Source organism: Prosthecobacter sp., assembly GCF_044236155.1.
Taxonomy (GTDB): Bacteria; Verrucomicrobiota; Verrucomicrobiia; order Verrucomicrobiales; family Verrucomicrobiaceae; genus Prosthecobacter.
Map to the genome: position 1 here is coordinate 121,905 of NZ_JBIIHA010000004.1, position 20,355 is coordinate 142,259.

The following is a 20,355-nucleotide window of genomic DNA, read 5'->3' on the forward strand; positions in this document are numbered from 1 at the left end:
CGCGATTTCTAAAATCAGCCCCGAAATCCCAAAAACACCAGTACAGCGACTTTTCAGGCAGCGGAGGTCATCAGAATGAGGAACACAGAATTTGAAGATGAACGGCGTCCACCCAACCCGCCGCTGCATTCCGAAAAGATCGTCACCGAACGCAAAATCTTCTTCCTTGACCTCAAGGAGAACGATCGCGGCAAGTTCATCAAGATCACCGAGGACGTCCGCGGTCGCCGCGACACCATCATCCTCCCGATCGACGCCGCCCAGGAGTTCATGGACGCCATGATGCGCACCTTGGACGCCGCCGGTGTGGACGAGTGAAACCTTTTGGCAGCGTGCCCTCGGGCAACCGGGCTGCTTCGTTGCGTTCCGGGCATTCCGCTCAAGACTCGCGCATGATCCTCCGCGTACGCCAGCATACGATCGAATTTCCCCGCCGTCCGCTGGTGATGGGGATCGTGAACATCAACGATGACTCGTTCTGCGGCGATGGCACGCTCGATCCCGCCGTGGCGCTCGCACAGGCGGAGCAGCAGCTTCGTGATGGCGCGGACATCATCGACATCGGCGCGGAAAGCGCGCGAACCAACCGCGAAGCGATCAGCGTGGACGAGGAGATCGACCGCCTGCGTCCGTTTCTGGCCAGATGGCCGGAATTGAAGGCGCGCTTCAATTCACCGCTGCTTTCCATCAACACCTGGCGCTCCGATGTGATCGCCGCCGTGCTGCCGCATGGCGGGGATCTCATCAACGACATCAGCGGCCTGCCGGACGCCTTCAACGCGAAGCTGTGCGCCGAGCACAACGCCGGTCTGCTCATCATGCACAGCATCGGGCAGCCGAAGGTGCCGCACACGCATGTGCGGCATGAAGACATCATGGCAACGCTCGATCAATTCTTCGAGCAGCGCCTCGTCATGGCCGAAAGCGTCGGTCTGCCGCGTGAAAACATCATCCTCGACCCCGGCATCGACTTCGCGAAGCAGCGGGATGACAATCTGACGATCTACCGTGAGCTGGAGCGGCTGCACCGCTTCGGGCGGCCAGTCCTGCTGCCCGTGTCACGCAAAACGGTCATCGGTGACGTGCTCGGCGTCCCCGCGATGGAGCGCGATCCCGGCACGGTGGCCTGCATCGCCGCCGGCATGACCCGCGGCGCGCAGATTTTCCGCGTTCACAACGTCAAAGCGGCTGTTCAGTCGGTTTGGATGCTGTGGGCGCTTCGCTGACCAGTTCGGCTTCGGGCTGCGAGGGTGTTTCCTCGCTCGTTTCAGCAGCGGCTTCGACGTTCTCCGCGGCGGATTCGTTGGCAGGGGCAGGTTCTTCGGCTTTTGCTGTGGCTGCGTCCGTTTTCTTCGCCGCCGGGTGTTGCGGCTCGCCTTGAACACCGAGGAAGACCATGCCGTCGCTGTATTCGATGACGTAGCCTTCGTTCGCGAGCCAGCGGATGTCCTTGATGACGCCAAGCTGCCCCTCGGTGGGCTGCTTCGGTGCGTTGGGATCCGCGCCGTCCATCGGTGGCGGGGAGGGCATGATGGCCTCCACAAGCGCCTGCATGGTCATGCCGTGGTTGTCCTTCAAAATCTTCACGATGTCAGCCAGACGGTCGGAGAAGACCATGCCGTTTTCGACGGCACGCGGCTTCACGCGGCAGACAAACTGCTTCCCGGCACGGCGCTTAAAGAGCTTCAGCCCGCGGCGCTCCAGTCCGGCGCCGAGCTTCTGCGAAATCTCAAACAGGTGCTTCCGCGCCGCGTCCACGGCCTGGCGCAGCATGATGAAGAGCGCGGGGGATAGCTTCTGCTTGTCGATGTTGCCATGCACGTTCGCCTCGCGCACTTCGATGACGGCATCGTTGCCAAAAGTGCGGCGGAAATGCGCCTCCATGTCGGCGCGGGAATTGAAGGAGACCGGCTCGCCGCCCTCGGGCGTCTCCAGCTTCAGGCAGACCCAGCGGCGGCCTTTGCTCATCTGCTCCTTCCATTTCGCGACGAGCTCAGGATTCGCCTCGACCTTCACGCGGCGCTTGAAGTCCTCGAACGGCATGTTCGCAAAACGCTCGCGATGCAGGCGGATGAGGCCGGTTTGATAGCTGTGGTGGCTCGGGGGGGCGATGATTTCGCCGCTCATGCCGCAGACGGCCACGGATTGAAACTCGCCCTTCGGCGCTTCGAGCTCGATGTCCTCGGCGCGGTAAAACTCATCCAGCGCAGCGCCGCGCAGCACATGAGCGAGGGCTTCATCACGCGTCAGAAAAAGGCTGCCGTCCCCCGGCACATTGAAAAGGCCCGTCGGACGTTCTTCCGCACAGCGATAACGCACGACGAAACGATCACCGCCCGCGAGCACGAGACGCGACGCGTCGAACATGCTGAACGCGTGGCCGCTTTGACGCACGTGAGAGGCGAGCGCGTCCACCGCCTTGTCATCCGGGTAAATCGTGATCTGAACGTCCTTCGGAATCTCCACCCACTCACGCTGTGGTGGGCCGCCGCGATCACGGTCGCCAAAACGTCGCGGAGGACCACGACGATCATCGCCATCGCGGCGCGGACCGCCTTCACCACGTGGACGAAATCCACCACCAGGACCATCGCGACGCGGAGCGCCGCCGCCAAAACCATCACGGCGCGGCGGAGGCCCGCCAGGGCCGTCACGACGCGGTGGCGGACCACCGCTGCGACCACGATCACCGAAGCCACCGCCACGGCGGTCGTCACGACCACCACGCTGCGGACGGTCCTCGCGGTCGGCGTAGCGTTGCTTGATCTTTTCCTCCTTGCCGATGTCACCGACCCACGCGGGCATCAGTTTCAAATCGGAAAGGTCCACCCAGCCGGGATCGGTCTGCGGTGGGATTTCGGTGCTGGCTTCAGGTTCGGTCATGGGATCGGTCAGGGGGAGCGACTATGCCCGGAAACGGCTTTGTCGCCAGCTTTGTTCGTGTGGCGTTTTCTTGGCGCGGCGCTATGTGAACAACTCCCATGCCCGCCGCACCCATCACTTTCTTCAACCGCCTCACGCAGCGCGTCGAGACCGAGCATGTGTATGGCGAGGGCTTCCTGCGCTTCACTTATGAAAACCCGCTCGGCGCCCTGCCGCTGCACGCGCTGGTGAAACGCGCCGCTTTTTCCGCCTGGTATGGCCGCCGTATGGACGCGCCCGCCAGTCGTGCGAAGATCGCGCCCTTCCTCGCGACGTATGGCGTGGACGAGGGCGAGTTTGCCGACGCGCCGGACTCCTTCCTCACCTTCAACGAGTTCTTTTATCGCAAACTCAAGCCGCAGGCGCGTCCCATCGCCGCTGATGACAATACGATCGTTTTCCCTGCGGACGGCCGCCATCTCGTGCTGCCCGACATCGCGGCGTGCGAGGATTTTTTCATCAAAGGCGTCCGTTTCGACCTCGCCACGCTGCTGGGTGACGCGAACGAGGCCAAACGCTACGAGCACGGCAGCATGCTCATCTCGCGCCTGTGCCCGGTGGACTATCATCGCTTCCATTTTCCGTGCGACGGCGTCCCAAGCGTCGCAAAACAGATCAACGGCCCGCTTTACTCCGTGAGCCCCATCGCGCTGAGCAAGCGCCCGTCGATCCTGTGGGAAAACAAGCGCGAGATCACCACGCTGCGCACGCCACGGCTCGGCGATGTGCTGCTCCTCGAGGTCGGCGCCACCTGCGTCGGCTCCATCGTGCAAACCTTCACGCCGGATGCCGCGATTACGAAGGGCGACGAGAAAGGCTACTTCCGCTTCGGCGGCTCCTGCTTCATCACGATCTTCGAGCCGGGCAAAATCCGTTTCGCCGACGATTTGATCGAGCACAGCCGCATCGGCCGCGAAGTCTATGCCCGCATGGGCGATGTGACCGCTCACGCTCTCGGGTGAAACCGCCGGTGCACGTCCTTCAGCCGCGCCTGATCGACATGTGTGTAAATCTGGGTCGTGGAGATGTCCGCGTGGCCAAGCATCTCCTGGATCACGCGGAGATCAGCTCCGTTGTTCAGCAGATGCGTGGCAAAGCTGTGTCGCAGCAGGTGCGGATGGATGCGCGCTGGATCGAGTCCGCACATCGCCGCACGTTCCTTCACGATCTGCTGGATGCGCGCCGTTGTGAGCCGCGTGCCCAGCTTTGAGATGAAGATGTGGCTCTGTGTCTTCGGCTTTACCAAGGCCGCGCGGCCATGCTGCAGCCATGCGGCGATGGCATCGCGCGCCGCGCCGCCTACGGGTGAGAGACGCGTTTTCGAGCCCTTGCCCGTCACACGGATCCAGCCCTCCTCCAGGCTGAGGTTCTCCAGTTTCGCGTCGGCTAGCTCGGACAAACGCACGCCGCTGGCGTAAAACAGCTCCAGAATCGCACGGTCGCGCCGGTCCAGCGGCGTGTGCCCGTTCACCGACTCGACGAGTTTCTGCACGTCTTGTTCGTTCAGGGAGTCCGGCAGGTGCTTCTCCTGCCGGGGGGGCAGGATCGCGTCCGCAGGATCGGCGGCGATGTGTTTCCGCGCCGTCAGCCAGCGGAAGAAAATCTTGATCGCAATCAACTCGATCCGCGCCGACGATGCGGCGATCCCATCCTTCTTCCGCTGCGCCAGAAATGCGGCGATGCGGTCGGTGGTAACGTCGGCGGGCTTCTCGGACTGGTGCTTCATTTTGAACCACGACGCGAAGGCCTCCAAAAAGCGGCGCACCAGCACCTGGTAGTTCACGGACAGACCGCGCTCGGTCGCCAGATGAAGAATGAAGCCGTCGATGAGTTCCAGCACGCCTCCAGCATGCCACGGGCGGCCGGGATGACAAAAAGTCATTGCCGGGAAGCGCCGCACCCGGCAATGATGCTCTGACACATCGCGTATTTCTCACCTCACCTCGTTTTATGGCCTCCTACAACAAAGTCATGCTCATCGGCAACCTCACCCGTGACCCGGAGGTGCGCTACACGCCCAAAGGCAGCGCCGTGTGCGACATTGGTCTCGCTGTGAACCGCGTTTACACCTCGGACAGCGGCGAGAAGGTCGAGGAGGTCACCTTTGTGGATGTCGTTCTGTGGTCGAAGATGGCCGAGCTCGCCGGCAAATACCTGCACAAGGGCCGCCCTGTCTTCATCGAGGGTCGCTTGCAGATGGATTCGTGGGAGGACAAGCAGACCGGCCAGAAACGCACGCGTCTTCGTGTCGTCGGCGAGCAGATGCAGTTCCTTGGCAGCCCGGGCGGAGATCGCGCCGGTGGAGGTGGCGGCGGTGATGACGAAGGCGGTTCCGGTGGAGGTGGCGGTTACAGTCGCCCCGCAGCCCGTCCAGCCCAGCGACCCGCTGCTCAACAACGCCCGCAGCAGCGCCCCGCCCCGGCCCAGCAGAACGACGATTTCGGCGAAGGCCCGATCACCGAAGGCATGGAGGATGACGACATTCCGTTTTGATGCGCTAAAGTATATTGTGGGTGGTCTGGCTAGCTTTGGCGGCGTCAGAGTGTTACCTGTCCGTAAGATCGGGAGCGGTCAGCCTTGATGGACAGCATGCAATAAGTGATTCGTTGACTTGACGGCGTTTCATCCCACATATTCCCATTCGGCGGGGGTAAGTTACCTAGCTTGACCGCTGCCAACGCACAGGTCCAACTTCACCAACTATGAACTTTAGAGCCCATCTCCTCCCCCTAGTTCTCGTCACGTTAGCGTCATTAGCGGCCTTTGCGCAGGCAGACTCCCCTCACTCGCAGGGGGGATACAACAGCGCAGCCGGGCAGCGGCCGGCAAGGGATTTCCGTGGCCGGTATCCCCTGCTGCTCAACAGCATGCACAACGGCGAGGTGACGAGCATCAATCCTCACAATGTCACGCGTTACGGTTCCGCCTATATCGGTTCCTACAACAACCGGCTGTATTGGATGGTGCCAGTGGAGTATGGCAAACTGGTGCCCCCTGCGAGGGACTTTTATTCTCGTGGCTACGGCATGATCATGGCCGAAGCAATTGCATGCGTTCGCAACGGTCGCGTCGAGCACTGGATTTACAAGAAAAGCCGCACTCCCGTGCGCTGATCGCGTCGCTCTCTGGGTTCATGAAATGACAGGGCTGGGCAAAGTCCGAGACTAGGGCTGAGTTCAACGAAAATGAAATGCGGTTTATGCGCGCTCGTTGTAGGCTGCGTCATGTCTGCTTCTGTGACTGAATGGTGAACCATGAAACCAGCTTTTCTACTGTATTTCCTGCTCAGCTTTTCCCTGCTGGCACAAACGGTCCCATCCAAAACAGTTTCCGCCAAACCCAAGGGGCCTGCGATCCCTGCCGATGCGCAATGGCGTGATGTCACGAAGTGGGGGGTGGAAGGCCGTGGATGGGCGGACCAGGGGCGAAAGCGCTGGTTTGATCGTTTCCCGTCGAAAGCGGAAAAAACGGTGACGCCCGCCGTTTGGGGCCTCAGTCGCGACAGCGCAGGCATGATGGTGCGCTTCAAAACCGACGCGAAGGCGATCTACTGTCGCTACGATCTTGCGAAGGCAAATCTGGCCCTGCCCGCGATGCCGGCGACGGGGGTGAGCGGACTCGATCTGTATGCGCGCGATGAGAAAGGCCAGTGGCGGTGGGTGGCCTGCCCGAAACCAACGGCGCAACATGTGGAAGCCGTCTTGATCAGCGATCTGGCTCCGGGAGAGCATGAATTCGCCGCCTACCTGCCGCTCTACAACGGCATCGAAAAGCTGGAGATCGGTGTGCCTGCGGGCGCGAAGTTTGAGGGACTGGCTCCGCGTGAGAAGCCGGTCGTCTTCTACGGCACCTCCATCACGCATGGCGCGAACGCCTCCCGTCCCGGCATGGTGCACACGGCGATTCTCGGCCGTCGTCTCGACCGTCCGGTGATCAATCTCGGTTTCTCCGGCAACGGCCGCATGGACGCCGCCGTGGGTGATCTCATCAATGAGCTCGATGCCGCAGCCATCGTCATCGACTGCCTGCCGAACATGCAACCAGCGGACGTGACGGCCAAATGCGTGCCACTGGTCAAGCAACTGCGCTCCAAACACGCCACCACACCGATCATCCTCGTCGAGGACCGTCGCTTCACGAACTCCTGGATCACTCCGGGCAAGGCGAAGTTCCACGACGACAACCACGCCGCTTTGAAAGCCGCCTACGAGCAGCTCAAGAAGGAAAAAGTCGCCAACCTTCACTACATCAGCGGAGACGCGCTCTACGGCACCGACGCCGAAGGCGCGAACGACGCCTCCCACGCCACCGACCTCGGCTTCATGCGCCAGGCGGATGTGTTTGAGCCAGTGCTCCGGGCAGCGCTGAAGTGATTATTTCCCGATTTTGTAGAGCGCCTTGTCCGTGCGAATGAACAAGGCACCGCCATCTGCGATGGGGCTGGCCATGATCGGGCCGTCCAGCGTGTTTTGGGCGAGGATTTTGAATTCCTTGGCCGCAGGAACAATGCTGACCACACCTTCGCGGCTGCAGAAGTAGAGTTTGCCATCCGCCAGGATCGGCGATGCGCTGAATTTGCCGCCAAGGCGTTCGCGATAGAAGGCCTCGCCTGTCTTGGTGTCCACGCAGCTCACGATGCCGCCGTCATCGACGTAAAACAGCAATCCGCCATGCAAAACGGGCGAGCACATCTTCGGAGCGTTCTTGTTGTTCCGCCACGCGATCTCCGGGGTCTTTAATCCGGCGTATTTGAGCGCGATGACCTGCGATTTGCCAAAGGCGGTGCTGAAATAAATCTGCTGATCATCGGCGACGGGAACGGTGGACATGGAGAAGCCAAGCTCGCCGTAGTGGATCTTCCACAGTTCCTTGCCGCTCTGCGCGTCGTAGCCATAGATGTTGTCGGCGGCGGAGCTGACGACGACAGCCTGTCCGTTCATCATGACCACAAGCGGCGTGCCATAGGCCTTCTTTTGCTGCGGGCGCGGGTCCATTTCACCGCTGCGTGGCGTCTTCCAGGCAACTTTGCCGGTATTTTTGTCGAAGGCGGCGATGAACTGCTGATCACTGCCGTCAAAATGGGCGATCAAGCGGTCGCCATGCAGAACAGCGGTCGAGCCGGGACCGTTTTCGTGCATGACATGCAGTTCCTGGTTTTTCCACAGCACCTTCAAGGTCTTCGTGTCGAGCGCCACGGTGCCAAAAGCGCCGAAGTGCGCGTAAAGCCGCCCTTCCTCAAGCACGGGCGTGGGCGAGGCGTAGCTGTTGAGCTGGTGCGCCCACTGCGGGTCTTTGACGTTCAGCAGCTCGATGTCGTGGAGGATTTTGCCGCTGTTTCGATCCACACACACGGCATGCAAGCTCACGGAGGAAAGAACCACGAGCGGCTGGTCGCCCGTGTTCGATGCAAGGCGTTGTTTGACTTCGTCAGCCGTGGCAGCCTTCTCAAAAGCGGTGGTGAGCCAGATGTGATCACCCCACATCACGGGAGTGGAATGGCCGCGACCGGGCAGCGGTGTCTTCCAGGCGATGTTGCTCGTCTCGCTCCACGTTTCCGGCAGACCGGTGGCGTTTGCGTGGCCTTGTGCGGACGGGCCACGCCATTCGGGCCAGTTGCCGGCGCGGATGGTTGAGGTGAGAAGCAGCAGCGGGAGAAGAAACCGGGAGATCATGGGCGAGAAAAACGTGGCGAGGAGCGAGGAACTCTCTTTCACTTCCAGCAGCATGCGCCTCCCGTTTTTTTTGCTTCTTTTCAGCGCTGTTCTTCACGCGCAAACGTTTGAACTCGAGAAATACATCGAGGTGCGCTCCGGCACCCTGCCCATCGTGCTCACCGTGCCGCACGGTGGCTCGTTGAAGCCGGACAACGTGCTGGCGCGGCGCTACGGTGTCACCGGCACGGACTCAAACACCATTCCGCTGTCTGAGATGATCATCGAGGAGCTGCAAGCACGCTACGGCGGCAAGCCCCATGCCATCATCTCGCGGCTGCATCGCTCAAAACTCGATCCGAACCGCGAGATCAAGGAGGCGGCACAGGGAGATCCCACCGCCGAGGCGGCGTGGCACCGCTTTCACGACAGCGCGCATGAGGCGTGTGATGCCGTGATGAAAAAGCACGGCCTCGGCCTGCTGCTGGACATTCACGGGCATCGTCATCTCGACCAGCGAGTGGAGCTCGGTTATTTGATCAAAGGCGAGCAGCTCAAGGCCAGCGATGCCGAACTGAATGCCAACGAGGCATTGATCGCGGCCACAAGTATTCGCGAGCTGGACAAGCGTTCGCCGCAAAGCTTTGCGGAGCTGGTGCGCGGCCCGCAGAGCTTGGGCGGGCTGCTCGAGTTTCGCGGCCTCCGCTGCCTGCCTAGCCCCACGAAGGCCAACCCCGGCATTTTGGCCGGCTATTTCAGCGGCGCTTACAGCGTGACCGCGCATGGATCACGCGAGCGTGGCACGGTGAGCGCCATACAGGTCGAATGTCCCTGGAACAACGTTCGCGACAAGCCGGAGCATCAGCGCCGCTTCGCGCAGGCGCTGGCAGATTCACTCGGCGTGTACTTTGAGATCCACTTTGGTCGGAAGCTGAAGTGAGCCCGTCCGGGGTTTCGGTGGTTCGGGCTGCGCTTTGTGCAGCTTCTGCCAGCAGGTGTCCGCGACATCTTTCTGGGCGAGAAACACACGGATCTCGGCAGGCGTTCCCGCCGCCCAATCGACTGGGATGCGCTCGTCAGTGAGTCCTTTGCGGTGCAGCCAGCCGAAAAACATGATGCTACCGAGCAGGCCGATGTTGAACGGCACGCACAACGGCAGCAGGCCGAGCCGCAGCAGCGCCTCGCTCAACGGCGTGTTCAGCAAAGCGAGCAAAATCGTCACCAGCATCGTCCAGGCGAAGGTTTTCGCATTCAAACGTAGGTAGTGGCCGCCCAGTGCGAGGAAGAGCACGATGATGTTCATCGCAAACGCGGTGTCGCCGAACACCGGCAGCCAGAAGGAGCCAGCCATGCATGTCATGATGGCCGCCAGCGCCACCAGCGCGCTGGTGCGGGAGTGCCAGAGGATGCCGATGAAGAACCACAACCAACACAGCAGCATGCGCGATGACGTGAATTGGGATGTGAGGCCGAGGTGCTGATTCAAAAAGCCGGCCCACGCCGCCGCAGCGTTCTTTGCGCGGCCTTCCGACAACGTGCCCGCAAGTCCGGTGAATGCGTCGGCGAAGAACGGTGCGCACAAGGCTGCCGCAGTGAAGTGACGACGCGCCTCGTCGATCTTGTTCTCCTGCATCGCACACCAGCCGAGGCCGTCCCACGAGTCCGCAAAGAAGGAATCGAGTCCGACCGCCCGCTGGAAGGCCAAACGCGCATCTTCATAGCGCCCTTGGCGAAAGCGGCTCCAGCCGAGACCATCGTAGGCATCCGCGACTCCCGTTTTGAGCGAAAGCACCCGTGCAAAGGCGGTCTGGGCGCCTGACTGATCACCTCGGCGATACAAGCTCCAGCCCAGCCCGGCGCAGCGATACGCCTCGGCCATGTCGGTGCTCACCTCGGTATTGAGGAAGTGTTTTTCCGCCTTCTCGAAGCGATTCGTCAGGAGCGAACGCCAGCCACGGGTGAGCTCGGCATCATGCACGCCGAAAAACATCAGCGCGAAGAGCGCGATCCACGCTGCGGCGATGTAAGGCAGGCTGAAGAGCACGTAGGGCGACTTTCTTTCGTGCATGCGCTGTGCCGTGGGCACAAAGAAGAATGCCATGGCCGCACAACCGAGCGCGGTGGTGATGATCTGCGCCCACAACGGAACCTGCGGGAAAAGAATCCAAAGCGCGCCTAGCAGTGCGCCATTCACGCTGAACAGGCCGGTTTTCAGCACGGTGTCGTCGCCCTGCGCACGCCAGCGTGCGAGTGCGGAGATCAGCAGCGCGCCGCCCAGGCTCATCAGTGCCGACTCGATGGAGAGGCAAAAAAGGCCGATGAGCACGCAGACGCCAGTGACACGGTTGTTTGCCACGAGCATCTGGCCGAAACCGCGCAGAGTATGGTCGATAAGAAATGACGAACGACGAATGACGAATGACGAATGACCGGAACATTCGTCATTCGTCATTTGGCATTCGTCATTGTTCGCCTTCATGCGGCCAGAGGGAGTTCAGAGATCACTAGCGGCACCTTATGCGATCCATGCGGCGCGGCAATCTTCGGAACGAAATTTACGATGAGGTCGGCATCGTTGGCCACGGCGGCCGAAAGCACGGACTTGATGTCGCGCTCGATCTGGAACGGCGGCGTACCATGGGTGGCCACGACTCGGACTTCGAAGGATCCAGGGAGCTTTTGGACGACTTGATAGTGGGCGAGACCTCCTACCTCCTCGATGGCATTGGTGATGACGAAGGGGGAGAGCAGAACTCCGCTGCGAGTGCGCAGCATCGCAGCGCTGCGGCCCTCAAGCTGGCGGATGCTTCTCAAGGTCGAGCCACACGGGCAGGGCGAAGTCTCCCAGCGGGCGAGATCGCCCAGACCGCGATAGCGGAGGATGGGCGTGGCATCGTTGGTGAGATCGGTGATGACGAGATTACCGAGACCCTCGGTCGGTTTGCCTTCTTCATCGACGATTTCGGCGATCACATTCGTCTCCGCGATATGCCAGCGGGCATCGTGCGTGCATTGAAACGCCACGAGGCCGCCTTCGGTGCTCGTGTAGGTTTCGATGAGCTTCGCGTTTGGAAAAACCTGCCTCAGCAAATGCCGCGTGTGCGCATCGAGCATCTCGCTGGTGAGATGAATGAGCTTCGTTTGGGCGATGATGCGGCTTCCAAGCTCCAACGCGAAGGCTCGCAGCGTGGATGGATACGACGAAATGAACTCCGGCGAGATGCTGAGCGCCTTCTCCGTGAGTTTCGACACCGGATCATGCACCGAGAACAGTCGCGAATCAGGCACGGTGGTGCGCAGCAGGTCTGCCGCCGCGAAGTCGATGCTGTCCGGCGCGAAATCGACGAGGTAGAGGCTGTTCGTCAGCGGCTGACCGTCACACCAGTCGAAGAACAAGGCCGTGTTCCAGGCCATGTAGTGCCAGAGTGAGGTTTCAGAGCGGGCGATTTTCGCTGGAATGCCAGTGGAGCCGGAGGAGGCGAGCCAGCGGACATCGTCGCGTGAGCGTCCTGGAGTGCGCCGGGCCTCCGGCGCTTTCGAGGGGGCTTCGGCCTGCGAAAAGCTCCAGAGGGCTGGAGCACTCCAGGACGCTGTCGCGCTCAACGAATGCAAATCGGCCTCAGGACGGCCGCGAAGCTCGTCTTTGGTCAAAAGAGGCAGTTTTTGCAGATCGTCCCAATCTTCGAGCATGTCGGGCTTGAAGCAGTTTTTCGCGAAGAGCCGCTGGTAGAGCGGAACGTGCTCAAAGGCATGCTGCACGAGCTTTTTGAGCGTTCGCCACTGATGCGCGCGACGCTTCGGCGTGCTCCACGAGCGCTCCTCGATGACGACATCGAGTGCAGTATGAAGCTTTTCGCCTCGGGCGCGGATCTGGGCGGGCGCGAGCATCAGAGTGGTTCTCCGTTTGGCTGCGTGCTGATGAAGCTGGTTTGAATGAAGGTGACTTCGTGGTCCGCATACTTCGCAGTGAGCTGGGTGAGGCCACGAATGGGTTCGAGCGTGAATTCGATCTCGCGGGGCAGATCTGCGGAGGCATCGGGGAGCGTCGTGAGAAGCTGAAGGCGATGATGCGTGGGATGCAGCGCATGCTTCGTGATGACACGCTGCATGCGCTGCCGCAGGTAAGCGCCCGCCCATGCCCAACCGCGCCGCTTCGTGCTTGAAGCGACACAATCCTCCCAAATCATGCCGCTTTGATACGCAAAGGGCACGGTGGGCATGGCGAACGAAAGAAGTCGCAGCAGCTCGGAAGCACCATCGAGGCGGCTGTGCGTGATTTGAAGCGCGTGAAGGCCGAGGACGGCGGTGAGGCGGCCTTTTCCTTCGGAGAAGACGTAGCGGCCTGCTTCATCGAGGGTGGTGTGGAGCTTCACATGGGACTCATGGGTCCCATGAGACCTATACGACGCATGACCGGGCGCGAAATGCGCCAAGGTGCCAAGCACCGTGTGAGAGAGCACGGCCGGTGCGATGCGCTCTCCGACCTGCGGCACGCTGGCAAAGTGCCAGCGCAGCGTGTCGGCGCTGCGGCTGAAATGGTTCGTGAGGCAGAAGGGCGTCGTGGGCGCGCCGGTGTCGGTGGTGGTCTGCGCGTGCAGGTGGATGTGCGGCACGGGCGAGCGGCCGGTGTTCCCGCAGTAGCCGAGGAGATCGCCGGCGGTGACGTGCTGGCCGGCTTTGACGAGAATGCCGTTCTTGGTGAAGTGGGCGAGCTTCACGATGCCGCCGTGATCGAGACGGAGGATGAGGTGGTTGCCCCAGTTCTGCGCGAAGTTGCAGCCGCCGGGGGCGTTGTCGGGCACGCTGTCGATGACGCGGAGGACTTCACCGCTGCCGGGAGCACGGACTTCGAGGCCCTGGGTGTAGTAGCGGGTGAGATCGTCGTCGCAGCCGGGCGGGCAGGCGTTTCCTGCGGCATCCAGCACTTCAAAGTCGAGCGCGTGCTTCCAATCGCCGCGATGGCTGAGCTTATCGTCGAAACCTTGCGTGACGGTGACCTCGCGTGAGGTCGGGAGCAGCACATGCGTCTCGTGGCGATGCGGGAAGCGTGCATTCGCGAGCGCGATGGACGCGGCTGCTGCCTCGGGATTTTCAAAGGTGTCGACGGTGGGCAGCAGCGAACCGGATTTTTCCCGCAGACGCATGGCGCAGAGTAAACTCCAGATCGTGAGCAGATACGGCAGCGGCAGATACTCCCAGCCGGAGCCGCGAAGGAAGTGCTGCACAGCGGCGACATTCAACGCGGCCACCGCACCGCCGCCGAAGGCCAGCGCGAGGCTGCTCCATGATGGCACGAAGTAAACCGCACCGAGCGCCATGCCGGCGAGCAGGTAGTTGTGACCCGCGAACCATCCAAACCATTGCAGGCCGCATGCTTCGAGCATTTTCACGACGAGAATGCCGCCCGCGTAACCTGCGATGGCATTGACGATGGCCACGCGTGACCACACGAGCAAAGCGACGAGCACAGCGACACCGGCCCACACATTCGGCATGAACAAGATGGTGCCCAGGCTGCGCAGGAAGGCATTCACGGCGAAGGGCAGCGCGGGATCGGCTGGAAGCGCATATGGCAAGGCCGCTGATGCGGCTGCAGCAAGCGGGAAGAAGGTGAGAAGCGTGCCGAAGACGACGACGAAGGCCACGCTGAGCGGCGGCAAGCCGGCCTTCAGCGGAAACCAGTGCCACAGCGCGGCGGAGAGCAGCAGCGAATACACCGTGGCGACGCCGAGCATGCCGTAGATGGCCGCCGGTGGCAGCGTTGTGTTCCGTGTGATCCACGCGACAGCGAGGGCGCTGAGCAGCACGTTGTAGAGCAGCGTGCCGTCTTTGCGCATCGCGGCGGGCAGATGCATGAGCTTTGCGATCATGCCGCCGAGCAGCGTGGCGCTCATCGCGAAGAGAAAGTAGCGCGGCACGAGCAGCAGCGAGGCACAGAGCAACGCACCGGTTTTCCAACTGGAGCAGAGGAAGATGGAAGCGGCGGCGCGGGAGGTGTCGAGCAGAGGTGAGAGAAAGTGGGACAGGTTTTTAACCCGTCTTTGGGCGGAGGCCTTGAGGGCCGCGAGAGCGCTGGAACGCACAGGTTGAAAACCTGTGCCACTTTCTGGCGTGGCCTCGAGGATGTCCATCATGGGGAGGGAGGATGATGGTGGGTTCATGGTGGTTTTTTAGAGGGTCACTTGGGTCGCTTCGGTTCTTTTGGTCTCTTTGGAAGGATCGAGGACGAGTTCGAGTAAGAGGAGGAGGATTTAGTTCCGCGATGGAGCCAGCAGATGATCGGGAATGCGTTCCAGCCTCTGCACATAATCGAGGTCCTCGCGTTCGCGGATGACATCGACGCGGCCGTCGAGGCCGATCATGACGACGGCGGGACGGTAGGTGATGAACTGCATGCTCTGCGTGATGTTGTAGGCACCAACGGGATGCATGACGAGATGATCGCCGGTGGTCATGGCGGGCAGGGAGACCTGCTCGCGAATGACATCGATGTTCATGCAGAGGCAGCCGTAGAGCTTCACGGGCTGCGCCGCGGCCTCGCGGAGGGCTTTGGCGGGCTTCACGTTGAAGCGATACCAATTGCCGCTGTAGAGCAGGTTGATGCCGGCATCGACGACATAGGCGGTGCCGGGTGTCTCGTGGACGTAGGCGGTGCCTTTGTTGGCCTTGCCAGCGAGCGTGATGGGGCCGCTGGCGGAGGTTTGCTTTACGGCGACGACGCTGGTGATGAGATAACCGGCTTCATCGACGAGAGCGCGGCCGCTTTCGAGGTAGAGACGCGGACGGCGGTCGCGTGGCAGCGAGTTCAGCACGCCGGTGATGGCCTCGGCATACTTCTCGATGGGCGGCACGAACTGCTCGGCGCTCTGATACGAGTAATGCAGCGTGCTGAGCGAGGGGAAGCCGCCGCCGAGGTTCAGGTAGCGCAACTGCCAGCCATACGTCTCGCGGCAGCGCTCCATGAGCGTGACGAGTTTTTCGGCGGCGACCTTGTAGGCGTTCGGTTCGAGAATGTAGGTGCCGATGTGCGTGTGCAGGCCTTGCAGGCGCAGGCGGCCTTTGCTTTCGGCGATGCGGCGGATGGCACGCCAGGCCTCGCCATTTTCGACGCCGAAGCCAAACTTGCTCCACACCGGCTGGATGCCCGCATCGAGCCAGCAACGGATGGCGAGGTCGATGCTGCGATTTTGCTCCTTGGCGATGCTGTCGAGCAGCAGCAGCTCGTCCCAGTTATCGACTTGGATCATCGCGCCTTCGGCGACGGCGAGTTCGAGGCCTTCGCGAGATTTGTGCGGCCCGTTGAAGATGATGTCGCGTCCGGCGATGCCGTTGCGGCGTGCTTTTTCATACTCGAACTCGCTCACCACCTCCGCGATGCTGCCCTCGCTGTGAAACACGCGGCAGATGGCGTTGAGGTAGTTCGTTTTGTAGCTCCAGGCGAAGCGTGTGTTCGGATAACGGCTCTCAAAGGCCTCGCGAGCGCAGCGGATTTTCTCACGCAGCGTGCGTTCGGAGAAAACGAAGAGCGGCGAGCCAAAACGAGTCGCGAGATCGGCGACGGCGACGCCATCAATGCGCTCGCAGGTTTTGTGATTGAGGCCGTGCGCGTTGCGATTGCGATTCACCGCGCTGTTCGCGCCATGGAGGTGGCGGGTGATGGTGGGAGGGGTGTAAGGAAGGAGAGCGTTCATGGGAGGAAGGTGGGTTAAGTGCTCAGTTCTCAGTGCTCAGTTGATGGTTTTGAGTATCGCAGTGCCGTGAGGTGAAACTGAGCACTGCGCACTGAGCACTTCGGTCTGCCGGATCAGTTGCCCGGTGGTCGTCAAAGCTGCCAAGTCTCGAATATCACCTGTCATGTCGATGGCATGGCGGATGAAGAACTTGCCGGGCGTGGCGTGGCGCAGCGGCTCGCGGGGCTGCCAGCCGAGGGCGAGCTCGACGGCGGCGGCGGGCAGGTTGCAATTCAGTGTCGAGGGGAAGTCGCACCAGGCGGGGAAGCGCGGATTGATCTCGATGAGGCAGTACTCGGCCTTCGGGCCGTCGGGCTTGACGAACTCGAGTTCAAACGGGCCGTTCCAGCGAAGCTCGGCGATGAGCGATTGCGCGACGGCGTCGAGCTGCGGATCACGCACGACCATGCCGCCGAAGCCTTTGCCATTCGACGTGCGCAGCATCTTGCGGATGGCGCAGGAGCCGAGGATGTGTCCGCGGCCATCGCCGATGCCGATGACGTTGTACTCCTCGCCCTCGATGCGCTCTTGAACGAGCACCGGAGCGCCCCAGGTCTCCAGCATGTGCCAGTAGGCCGATTCACGCGCCGCTGGCGTGCTGGCGAGCTGCGCCTCGTAGTAGCGGCCTTTCACAAACACACTGCCGCCGAACCCTGCCGCGGCCTGATGCAGGCTGCTCACGTCGTTCACGGCCATGGTTTGCGGCGTGCGGCAATGCGTGCGCTCGCAGAGGTCGGGCAGCTTCGATTTGTCGCGGGCTTCAAAAGCCTTCCACGAGGGCAAACAGGCCGAAATGCCACGCTCACGCAGTTTTTCGGGCGATTCGACCAGCGGAGCCATTTCCGCGTCGAGGCAGGGGATGAGCACATCGAAGCGCTCGATCTCGCGGATGGCATCGAGGCGATCCCAAAAGGCTTCGAGGCCAGCGGAAGGATACGGCAGCGTGAACGCGGCATCCGGCGCGTCTTCCTCGCTGTAGAGCCCGCTTTCGAGCGTGTCGTAGCAGAGGCCGATGATGCGAAGTTCCGGATACACGCGGCGCAGGCTGCGGATGACGGCGCTGCCGGGCTGGGGATTTTCACCGCGGTGGAGGCCGGTGACGGCGATGACTGGGGAGTTCATGGTTTCAAGTTTGCGGTTTCAAGGTTTCAGTCGCGGAGGCCGAGGGTGGTCAGCTCGGCGAGGAAGGACTCGAGATCGCGTTCGGCGGTGCGGCGCGGCACGTCGAAGGTGCTCGTGAGGCGGTCGAGGATCTGTGTGGTGGTCAGGTTGGCCGCGAGGCACTGCATCACGAGCAGGGCGGTGGGGCTGGCGGTGAAGAATTCCCCGCTGGTGGCATCGAAGCCGAAACCATCCGCCTGCCAGGTGGTGGTGAGGAAGGTGAAGGAGGTGTCTTCAGCGGGAACGGCGGCGGTTTGGGCGACAGGAGCAGCGCTATTTGCTTGACCGTTGTGGTGACGCTGGAGGGAGGGAGGAGAAGCGAGGTTCATGGCGGTGGTTGATTGAATCACACCGCATAGAAACCTGACCGGTTAACCGCACCGTGGGGGTGAAGATGAATTCGCGTTTATTTTTGGTCTCCGGCCCTGTTGACGCCCCGTCCCGCCGAGCTTAGCCGTCGCGCCCATGAGCACCGAAGCGAAGCGCGGGATTTCATTGGTGACCGCGACGGCGGTCGTGGTGGCAAACATGATCGGTACCGGTGTCTTCACCTCGCTGGGCTTCCAAGTGGGCGATCTGCCCTCGGGATTCACGATTTTGATGCTCTGGCTTGTGGGCGGCGTGTGCGCGTTCTGCGGCGCGATGTGCTACGGCGAACTGGCGGCCGCATTGCCGCGTTCCGGCGGCGAGTATCATTTCCTTTCGCGCATTTTTCATCCGGCGGTCGGATTTCTCTCCGGCTGGCTGTCGGTGACGGTCGGCTTCGCCGCGCCCATCGCGCTGGCGGCGATGGCTTTCGGCGAATATTTCTCCACGATCTTTCCACACGCACCGGCGACGACTTGGTCGTTGGTGATGGTGTGGCTTATCACGCTGGTGCATGTGGGCGGCGTGAAAATGGCCGCGCGCTTCCAAAATCTGGCGACGTGGCTCAAAGTAGCGCTCATCTGTGTCTTCATCGCATCCGCGTGGATCATGACGCAGGGCGTGCCGGTGCGTTTCACGCCGCTGGCGTCTGACACGGGCCTGATCACTAGCAAACCCTTCGCCGTGAGCCTGGTTTACGTGATGTACTCGTATGCCGGCTGGAATGCGGCCGCCTACATCGTCGGCGACATACGAGAGCCGCAGAAGAACGTGCCAAAGGCCATCGCGCTGGGCACGCTGATGGTGACGGTGCTTTATCTGGCGCTAAACGCCTCGTTCCTGCATGCCGCGCCGATGGGCGCACTCGCCGGAAAGCTCGATGTGGGGCATGTGGCGGCGGAGCACATCTTTGGCGCGACCGGCGGCAAGATCATGTCCGGCCTCATCTGCCTGGGGCTCGCCTCGAGCATCAGCGCGATGACCTGGCTCGGGCCGCGGGTGCTGCACACGATGGGTGAGGACATGAGCATCCTTAAACCGCTCGCCGCGTGTGATCAAAATGGCGTGCCGGTCACCGGCCTGTTTGTACAGCTTTCCATCGTCATCACGCTGCTGCTCACCGCCAGTTTCAAAACGGTGCTCACCGCAGTGCAGTTCAGCATCCAGCTCGCCTCCTTTGCCACGGTGGTCGGGCTCTTTGTGCTGCGGTGGAAACAGCCTGACCTGCCACGCCCCTACCGCTGCTGGGGCTATCCCATCACGCCACTGCTCTTTCTCGCCATCAGCGCGTGGATGATGGCATTTCTCATGCTCGACAAGGAATCCCGTGACGCCTCGCTCTACGGACTCGGCTTGATCGCGCTCGGGTTGATCATCTTCTTCATCTCACCGCGTACTGAACGCACCGCATGAAAAAAACTGCCGTTCTCCTGCTTGTCCTGGCCTCACCCGCCTTTGCGCTCGATCCCACACCGAACGACCAGGCGCGCTTCCTCGCCGGACTGCCGCAGGAAGGCTCTCCCTTGGTCAAACTGGCCGAGCGCGGCGAATTCCGCAGCCACGCGAAGGAGCTCGACGCCATGTGGGCCGACGCGGAGGAGCGCCAGTTCCGCGCGATCCGTGAATGGGCACCGCTGGGCCTGCCGGAGGCTGTGAGCAGCACCGATCCGCTGCTTTATGTCTTCAGCGGCCCCGATTTCCTGCACGCCTACACCTTTTTCCCGAACGCCTCGACCTATGTGCTGGCCGCCGTCGAACCCGTGGGCCTGCCGCCGGATGTGACGAAGCTCAGCGAGGGCGAACTCGGCGCGTCTCTCCGCAATCTGCGCACGACGCTCAATGCCTCGCTGAGTTTCAGCTTCTTCATCACCGCCGACATGAAGACAGACCTCAAGGCCACGAAGCTCACCGGCACGCTACCTGTGCTGTATGTCTTCCTCGCCCGCTGCGGCTGCCACATTCAAAATGTCGAGAACGTGTGGCTCGACGCCGAGGGAAAGGTCGTCACCGACAAGGAAACGAAGACACCGGGTGCTCGCATTACCTTCCTCGGTGCTAAAGGCCAACAGCAGACCCTTTACTACTTCGCCGCGAACATCGCGAGCTGGGCGCTGAAGCAGGACGCGTCCTTCCTGCGCTTTTGCGATGGACTCGGCATGATGAACGGCTTCACGAAGTCCGCTTCGTATCTCATGCATCTGAGCGAGTTCAGCGTCATCCGGGACTACCTCATCCAGCACTGCCACACCATGACGCAGGACGATTCCGGCATCCCCTGGCGGGATTTTCCGCGCGAAACCTGGGACGTGAAGGCCTTCGGCTGGTATCCGGGGCCGATCACGCTTTTCAAGCAGCACTTCCAACCCGACCTCGCGGATTACTTCAAGAACAACGAAGTCCCCGCGATCCCCTTCGGCATCGGCTACCAATGGCGGCCCAAGCAGAGCACGCTGATCTACGGCGTCTCCAAAACGATGGTGAGGAAGGCGTTGCCGGTGGTGGAGGAAGCGAAGGTGCCGCAATAG

Annotated in this window: 18 protein-coding genes; 9 read left to right on the forward strand and 9 right to left on the reverse strand. The window is 61.8% G+C overall.

The window, feature by feature from the left end; genetic code table 11:
• Positions 1-75: 75 nt before the first annotated feature.
• Together ACILSE_RS05395 and folP are read left to right on the forward strand one after the other, a co-directional pair.
• Positions 76-318: a DNA-binding protein gene (locus tag ACILSE_RS05395; protein WP_395716340.1), complete on the forward strand. Its 243-nt coding sequence runs from the start codon at positions 76-78 to the stop codon at positions 316-318.
• 74 nt (positions 319-392) lie between these two features.
• Positions 393-1,226: a dihydropteroate synthase gene (gene folP, locus ACILSE_RS05400; RefSeq protein WP_395716341.1), complete on the forward strand. Its 834-nt coding sequence runs from the start codon at positions 393-395 to the stop codon at positions 1,224-1,226.
• On the opposite strand, the gene ACILSE_RS05405 is transcribed toward folP, so the two are convergent.
• Positions 1,180-2,883: a hypothetical protein gene (locus ACILSE_RS05405; protein WP_395716342.1), complete on the reverse strand. Its 1,704-nt coding sequence runs from the start codon at positions 2,881-2,883 to the stop codon at positions 1,180-1,182. The two genes, folP and ACILSE_RS05405, sit on opposite strands and share 47 nt — an antisense overlap.
• 98 nt (positions 2,884-2,981) lie before the next feature.
• On the opposite strand from ACILSE_RS05405, the gene asd reads away from it, so the two are divergent.
• Positions 2,982-3,884 (forward strand): archaetidylserine decarboxylase, encoded by a 903-nt coding sequence (gene asd / locus ACILSE_RS05410; RefSeq protein WP_395716343.1) that lies wholly within the window; start codon positions 2,982-2,984, stop codon positions 3,882-3,884.
• Here asd and ACILSE_RS05415 read toward each other — a convergent pair.
• Positions 3,869-4,804: a site-specific tyrosine recombinase XerD gene (locus ACILSE_RS05415; RefSeq protein ID WP_395716344.1), complete on the reverse strand. Its 936-nt coding sequence runs from the start codon at positions 4,802-4,804 to the stop codon at positions 3,869-3,871. The genes asd and ACILSE_RS05415 overlap by 16 nt on opposite strands.
• Positions 4,805-4,872: 68 nt before the next feature.
• On the opposite strand from ACILSE_RS05415, the gene ACILSE_RS05420 reads away from it, so the two are divergent.
• The 3 genes from ACILSE_RS05420 (at position 4,873) to ACILSE_RS05430 (ending at position 7,295) form a co-directional block, all read left to right on the forward strand.
• On the forward strand, positions 4,873-5,415 hold the full coding sequence (locus tag ACILSE_RS05420; RefSeq protein WP_395716345.1) for a single-stranded DNA-binding protein: 543 nt from the start codon (positions 4,873-4,875) through the stop codon (positions 5,413-5,415).
• A 374-nt stretch (positions 5,416-5,789) separates the two neighbouring features.
• Entirely contained in the window at positions 5,790-6,035 is a 246-nt protein-coding gene (locus ACILSE_RS05425; protein WP_395716346.1) for a hypothetical protein, read from the forward strand.
• Between the two features lie 141 nt (positions 6,036-6,176).
• A complete protein-coding gene (locus ACILSE_RS05430) occupies positions 6,177-7,295 on the forward strand; it encodes an SGNH/GDSL hydrolase family protein (protein ID WP_395716347.1) in 1,119 nt (372 codons plus the stop codon).
• Here the strand turns inward: ACILSE_RS05430 and ACILSE_RS05435 are convergent, their stop codons facing one another.
• A complete protein-coding gene (locus tag ACILSE_RS05435) occupies positions 7,296-8,594 on the reverse strand; it encodes a PQQ-binding-like beta-propeller repeat protein (protein ID WP_395716348.1) in 1,299 nt (432 codons plus the stop codon).
• A gap of 52 nt (positions 8,595-8,646) precedes the next feature.
• Between ACILSE_RS05435 and ACILSE_RS05440 the strand changes: the two genes are divergently transcribed.
• Positions 8,647-9,513 carry a hypothetical protein gene (locus ACILSE_RS05440; RefSeq protein WP_395716349.1) on the forward strand — a complete coding sequence of 289 codons (867 nt, stop codon included), beginning with the start codon at positions 8,647-8,649 and terminating at the stop codon, positions 9,511-9,513.
• On the opposite strand, the gene ACILSE_RS05445 is transcribed toward ACILSE_RS05440, so the two are convergent.
• From ACILSE_RS05445 to ACILSE_RS05470, 6 genes are all read right to left on the reverse strand, one after another.
• A complete protein-coding gene (locus ACILSE_RS05445) occupies positions 9,466-11,052 on the reverse strand; it encodes an urea transporter (protein WP_395716350.1) in 1,587 nt (528 codons plus the stop codon). The two genes, ACILSE_RS05440 and ACILSE_RS05445, sit on opposite strands and share 48 nt — an antisense overlap.
• Complete coding sequence (locus ACILSE_RS05450) at positions 11,049-12,461, reverse strand: phenylacetate--CoA ligase family protein (RefSeq protein WP_395716351.1); 1,413 nt, start codon at positions 12,459-12,461, stop codon at positions 11,049-11,051. The genes ACILSE_RS05445 and ACILSE_RS05450 overlap by 4 nt, the downstream gene beginning before the upstream one ends.
• Positions 12,461-14,734: an urea transporter gene (locus ACILSE_RS05455; RefSeq protein ID WP_395716352.1), complete on the reverse strand. Its 2,274-nt coding sequence runs from the start codon at positions 14,732-14,734 to the stop codon at positions 12,461-12,463. The genes ACILSE_RS05450 and ACILSE_RS05455 overlap by 1 nt, the downstream gene beginning before the upstream one ends.
• A gap of 90 nt (positions 14,735-14,824) precedes the next feature.
• Complete coding sequence (locus tag ACILSE_RS05460) at positions 14,825-16,264, reverse strand: alanine racemase (RefSeq protein WP_395716353.1); 1,440 nt, start codon at positions 16,262-16,264, stop codon at positions 14,825-14,827.
• 36 nt (positions 16,265-16,300) lie between these two features.
• Positions 16,301-17,425 (reverse strand): biotin carboxylase, encoded by a 1,125-nt coding sequence (locus tag ACILSE_RS05465; protein ID WP_395716354.1) that lies wholly within the window; start codon positions 17,423-17,425, stop codon positions 16,301-16,303.
• Positions 17,426-17,451: 26 nt separating this feature from the next.
• On the reverse strand, positions 17,452-17,793 hold the full coding sequence (locus tag ACILSE_RS05470; RefSeq protein ID WP_395716355.1) for a PqqD family protein: 342 nt from the start codon (positions 17,791-17,793) through the stop codon (positions 17,452-17,454).
• 136 nt (positions 17,794-17,929) lie between these two features.
• Here ACILSE_RS05470 and ACILSE_RS05475 point away from each other — a divergent pair, with 136 nt between their 5' ends.
• Both ACILSE_RS05475 and ACILSE_RS05480 read left to right on the forward strand, forming a co-directional pair.
• A complete protein-coding gene (locus tag ACILSE_RS05475; protein WP_395716356.1) occupies positions 17,930-19,243 on the forward strand; it encodes an APC family permease in 1,314 nt (437 codons plus the stop codon).
• Positions 19,240-20,355 carry a hypothetical protein gene (locus tag ACILSE_RS05480; RefSeq protein WP_395716357.1) on the forward strand — a complete coding sequence of 372 codons (1,116 nt, stop codon included), beginning with the start codon at positions 19,240-19,242 and terminating at the stop codon, positions 20,353-20,355. The genes ACILSE_RS05475 and ACILSE_RS05480 overlap by 4 nt, the downstream gene beginning before the upstream one ends.

Bases quoted from the DNA above. Each gene is read 5' to 3' on its own strand.
- ACILSE_RS05435 (WP_395716348.1), bottom strand. From the start codon at position 8,594: ATGATCTCCCGGTTTCTTCTCCCGCTGCTGCTTCTCACCTCAACCATC.
- ACILSE_RS05420 (WP_395716345.1), top strand. From the start codon at position 4,873: ATGGCCTCCTACAACAAAGTCATGCTCATCGGCAACCTCACCCGTGAC.
- ACILSE_RS05445 (WP_395716350.1), bottom strand. From the start codon at position 11,052: ATGAAGGCGAACAATGACGAATGCCAAATGACGAATGACGAATGTTCC.
- ACILSE_RS05465 (WP_395716354.1), bottom strand. From the start codon at position 17,425: ATGAACTCCCCAGTCATCGCCGTCACCGGCCTCCACCGCGGTGAAAAT.
- ACILSE_RS05470 (WP_395716355.1), bottom strand. From the start codon at position 17,793: ATGAACCTCGCTTCTCCTCCCTCCCTCCAGCGTCACCACAACGGTCAA.
- ACILSE_RS05455 (WP_395716352.1), bottom strand. From the start codon at position 14,734: ATGAACCCACCATCATCCTCCCTCCCCATGATGGACATCCTCGAGGCC.
- folP (WP_395716341.1), top strand. From the start codon at position 393: ATGATCCTCCGCGTACGCCAGCATACGATCGAATTTCCCCGCCGTCCG.
- ACILSE_RS05395 (WP_395716340.1), top strand. From the start codon at position 76: ATGAGGAACACAGAATTTGAAGATGAACGGCGTCCACCCAACCCGCCG.
- asd (WP_395716343.1), top strand. From the start codon at position 2,982: ATGCCCGCCGCACCCATCACTTTCTTCAACCGCCTCACGCAGCGCGTC.
- ACILSE_RS05415 (WP_395716344.1), bottom strand. From the start codon at position 4,804: ATGACTTTTTGTCATCCCGGCCGCCCGTGGCATGCTGGAGGCGTGCTG.
- ACILSE_RS05430 (WP_395716347.1), top strand. From the start codon at position 6,177: ATGAAACCAGCTTTTCTACTGTATTTCCTGCTCAGCTTTTCCCTGCTG.
- ACILSE_RS05405 (WP_395716342.1), bottom strand. From the start codon at position 2,883: ATGACCGAACCTGAAGCCAGCACCGAAATCCCACCGCAGACCGATCCC.
- ACILSE_RS05460 (WP_395716353.1), bottom strand. From the start codon at position 16,264: ATGAACGCTCTCCTTCCTTACACCCCTCCCACCATCACCCGCCACCTC.
- ACILSE_RS05440 (WP_395716349.1), top strand. From the start codon at position 8,647: ATGCGCCTCCCGTTTTTTTTGCTTCTTTTCAGCGCTGTTCTTCACGCG.
- ACILSE_RS05475 (WP_395716356.1), top strand. From the start codon at position 17,930: ATGAGCACCGAAGCGAAGCGCGGGATTTCATTGGTGACCGCGACGGCG.
- ACILSE_RS05425 (WP_395716346.1), top strand. From the start codon at position 5,790: ATGCACAACGGCGAGGTGACGAGCATCAATCCTCACAATGTCACGCGT.
- ACILSE_RS05450 (WP_395716351.1), bottom strand. From the start codon at position 12,461: ATGCTCGCGCCCGCCCAGATCCGCGCCCGAGGCGAAAAGCTTCATACT.
- ACILSE_RS05480 (WP_395716357.1), top strand. From the start codon at position 19,240: ATGAAAAAAACTGCCGTTCTCCTGCTTGTCCTGGCCTCACCCGCCTTT.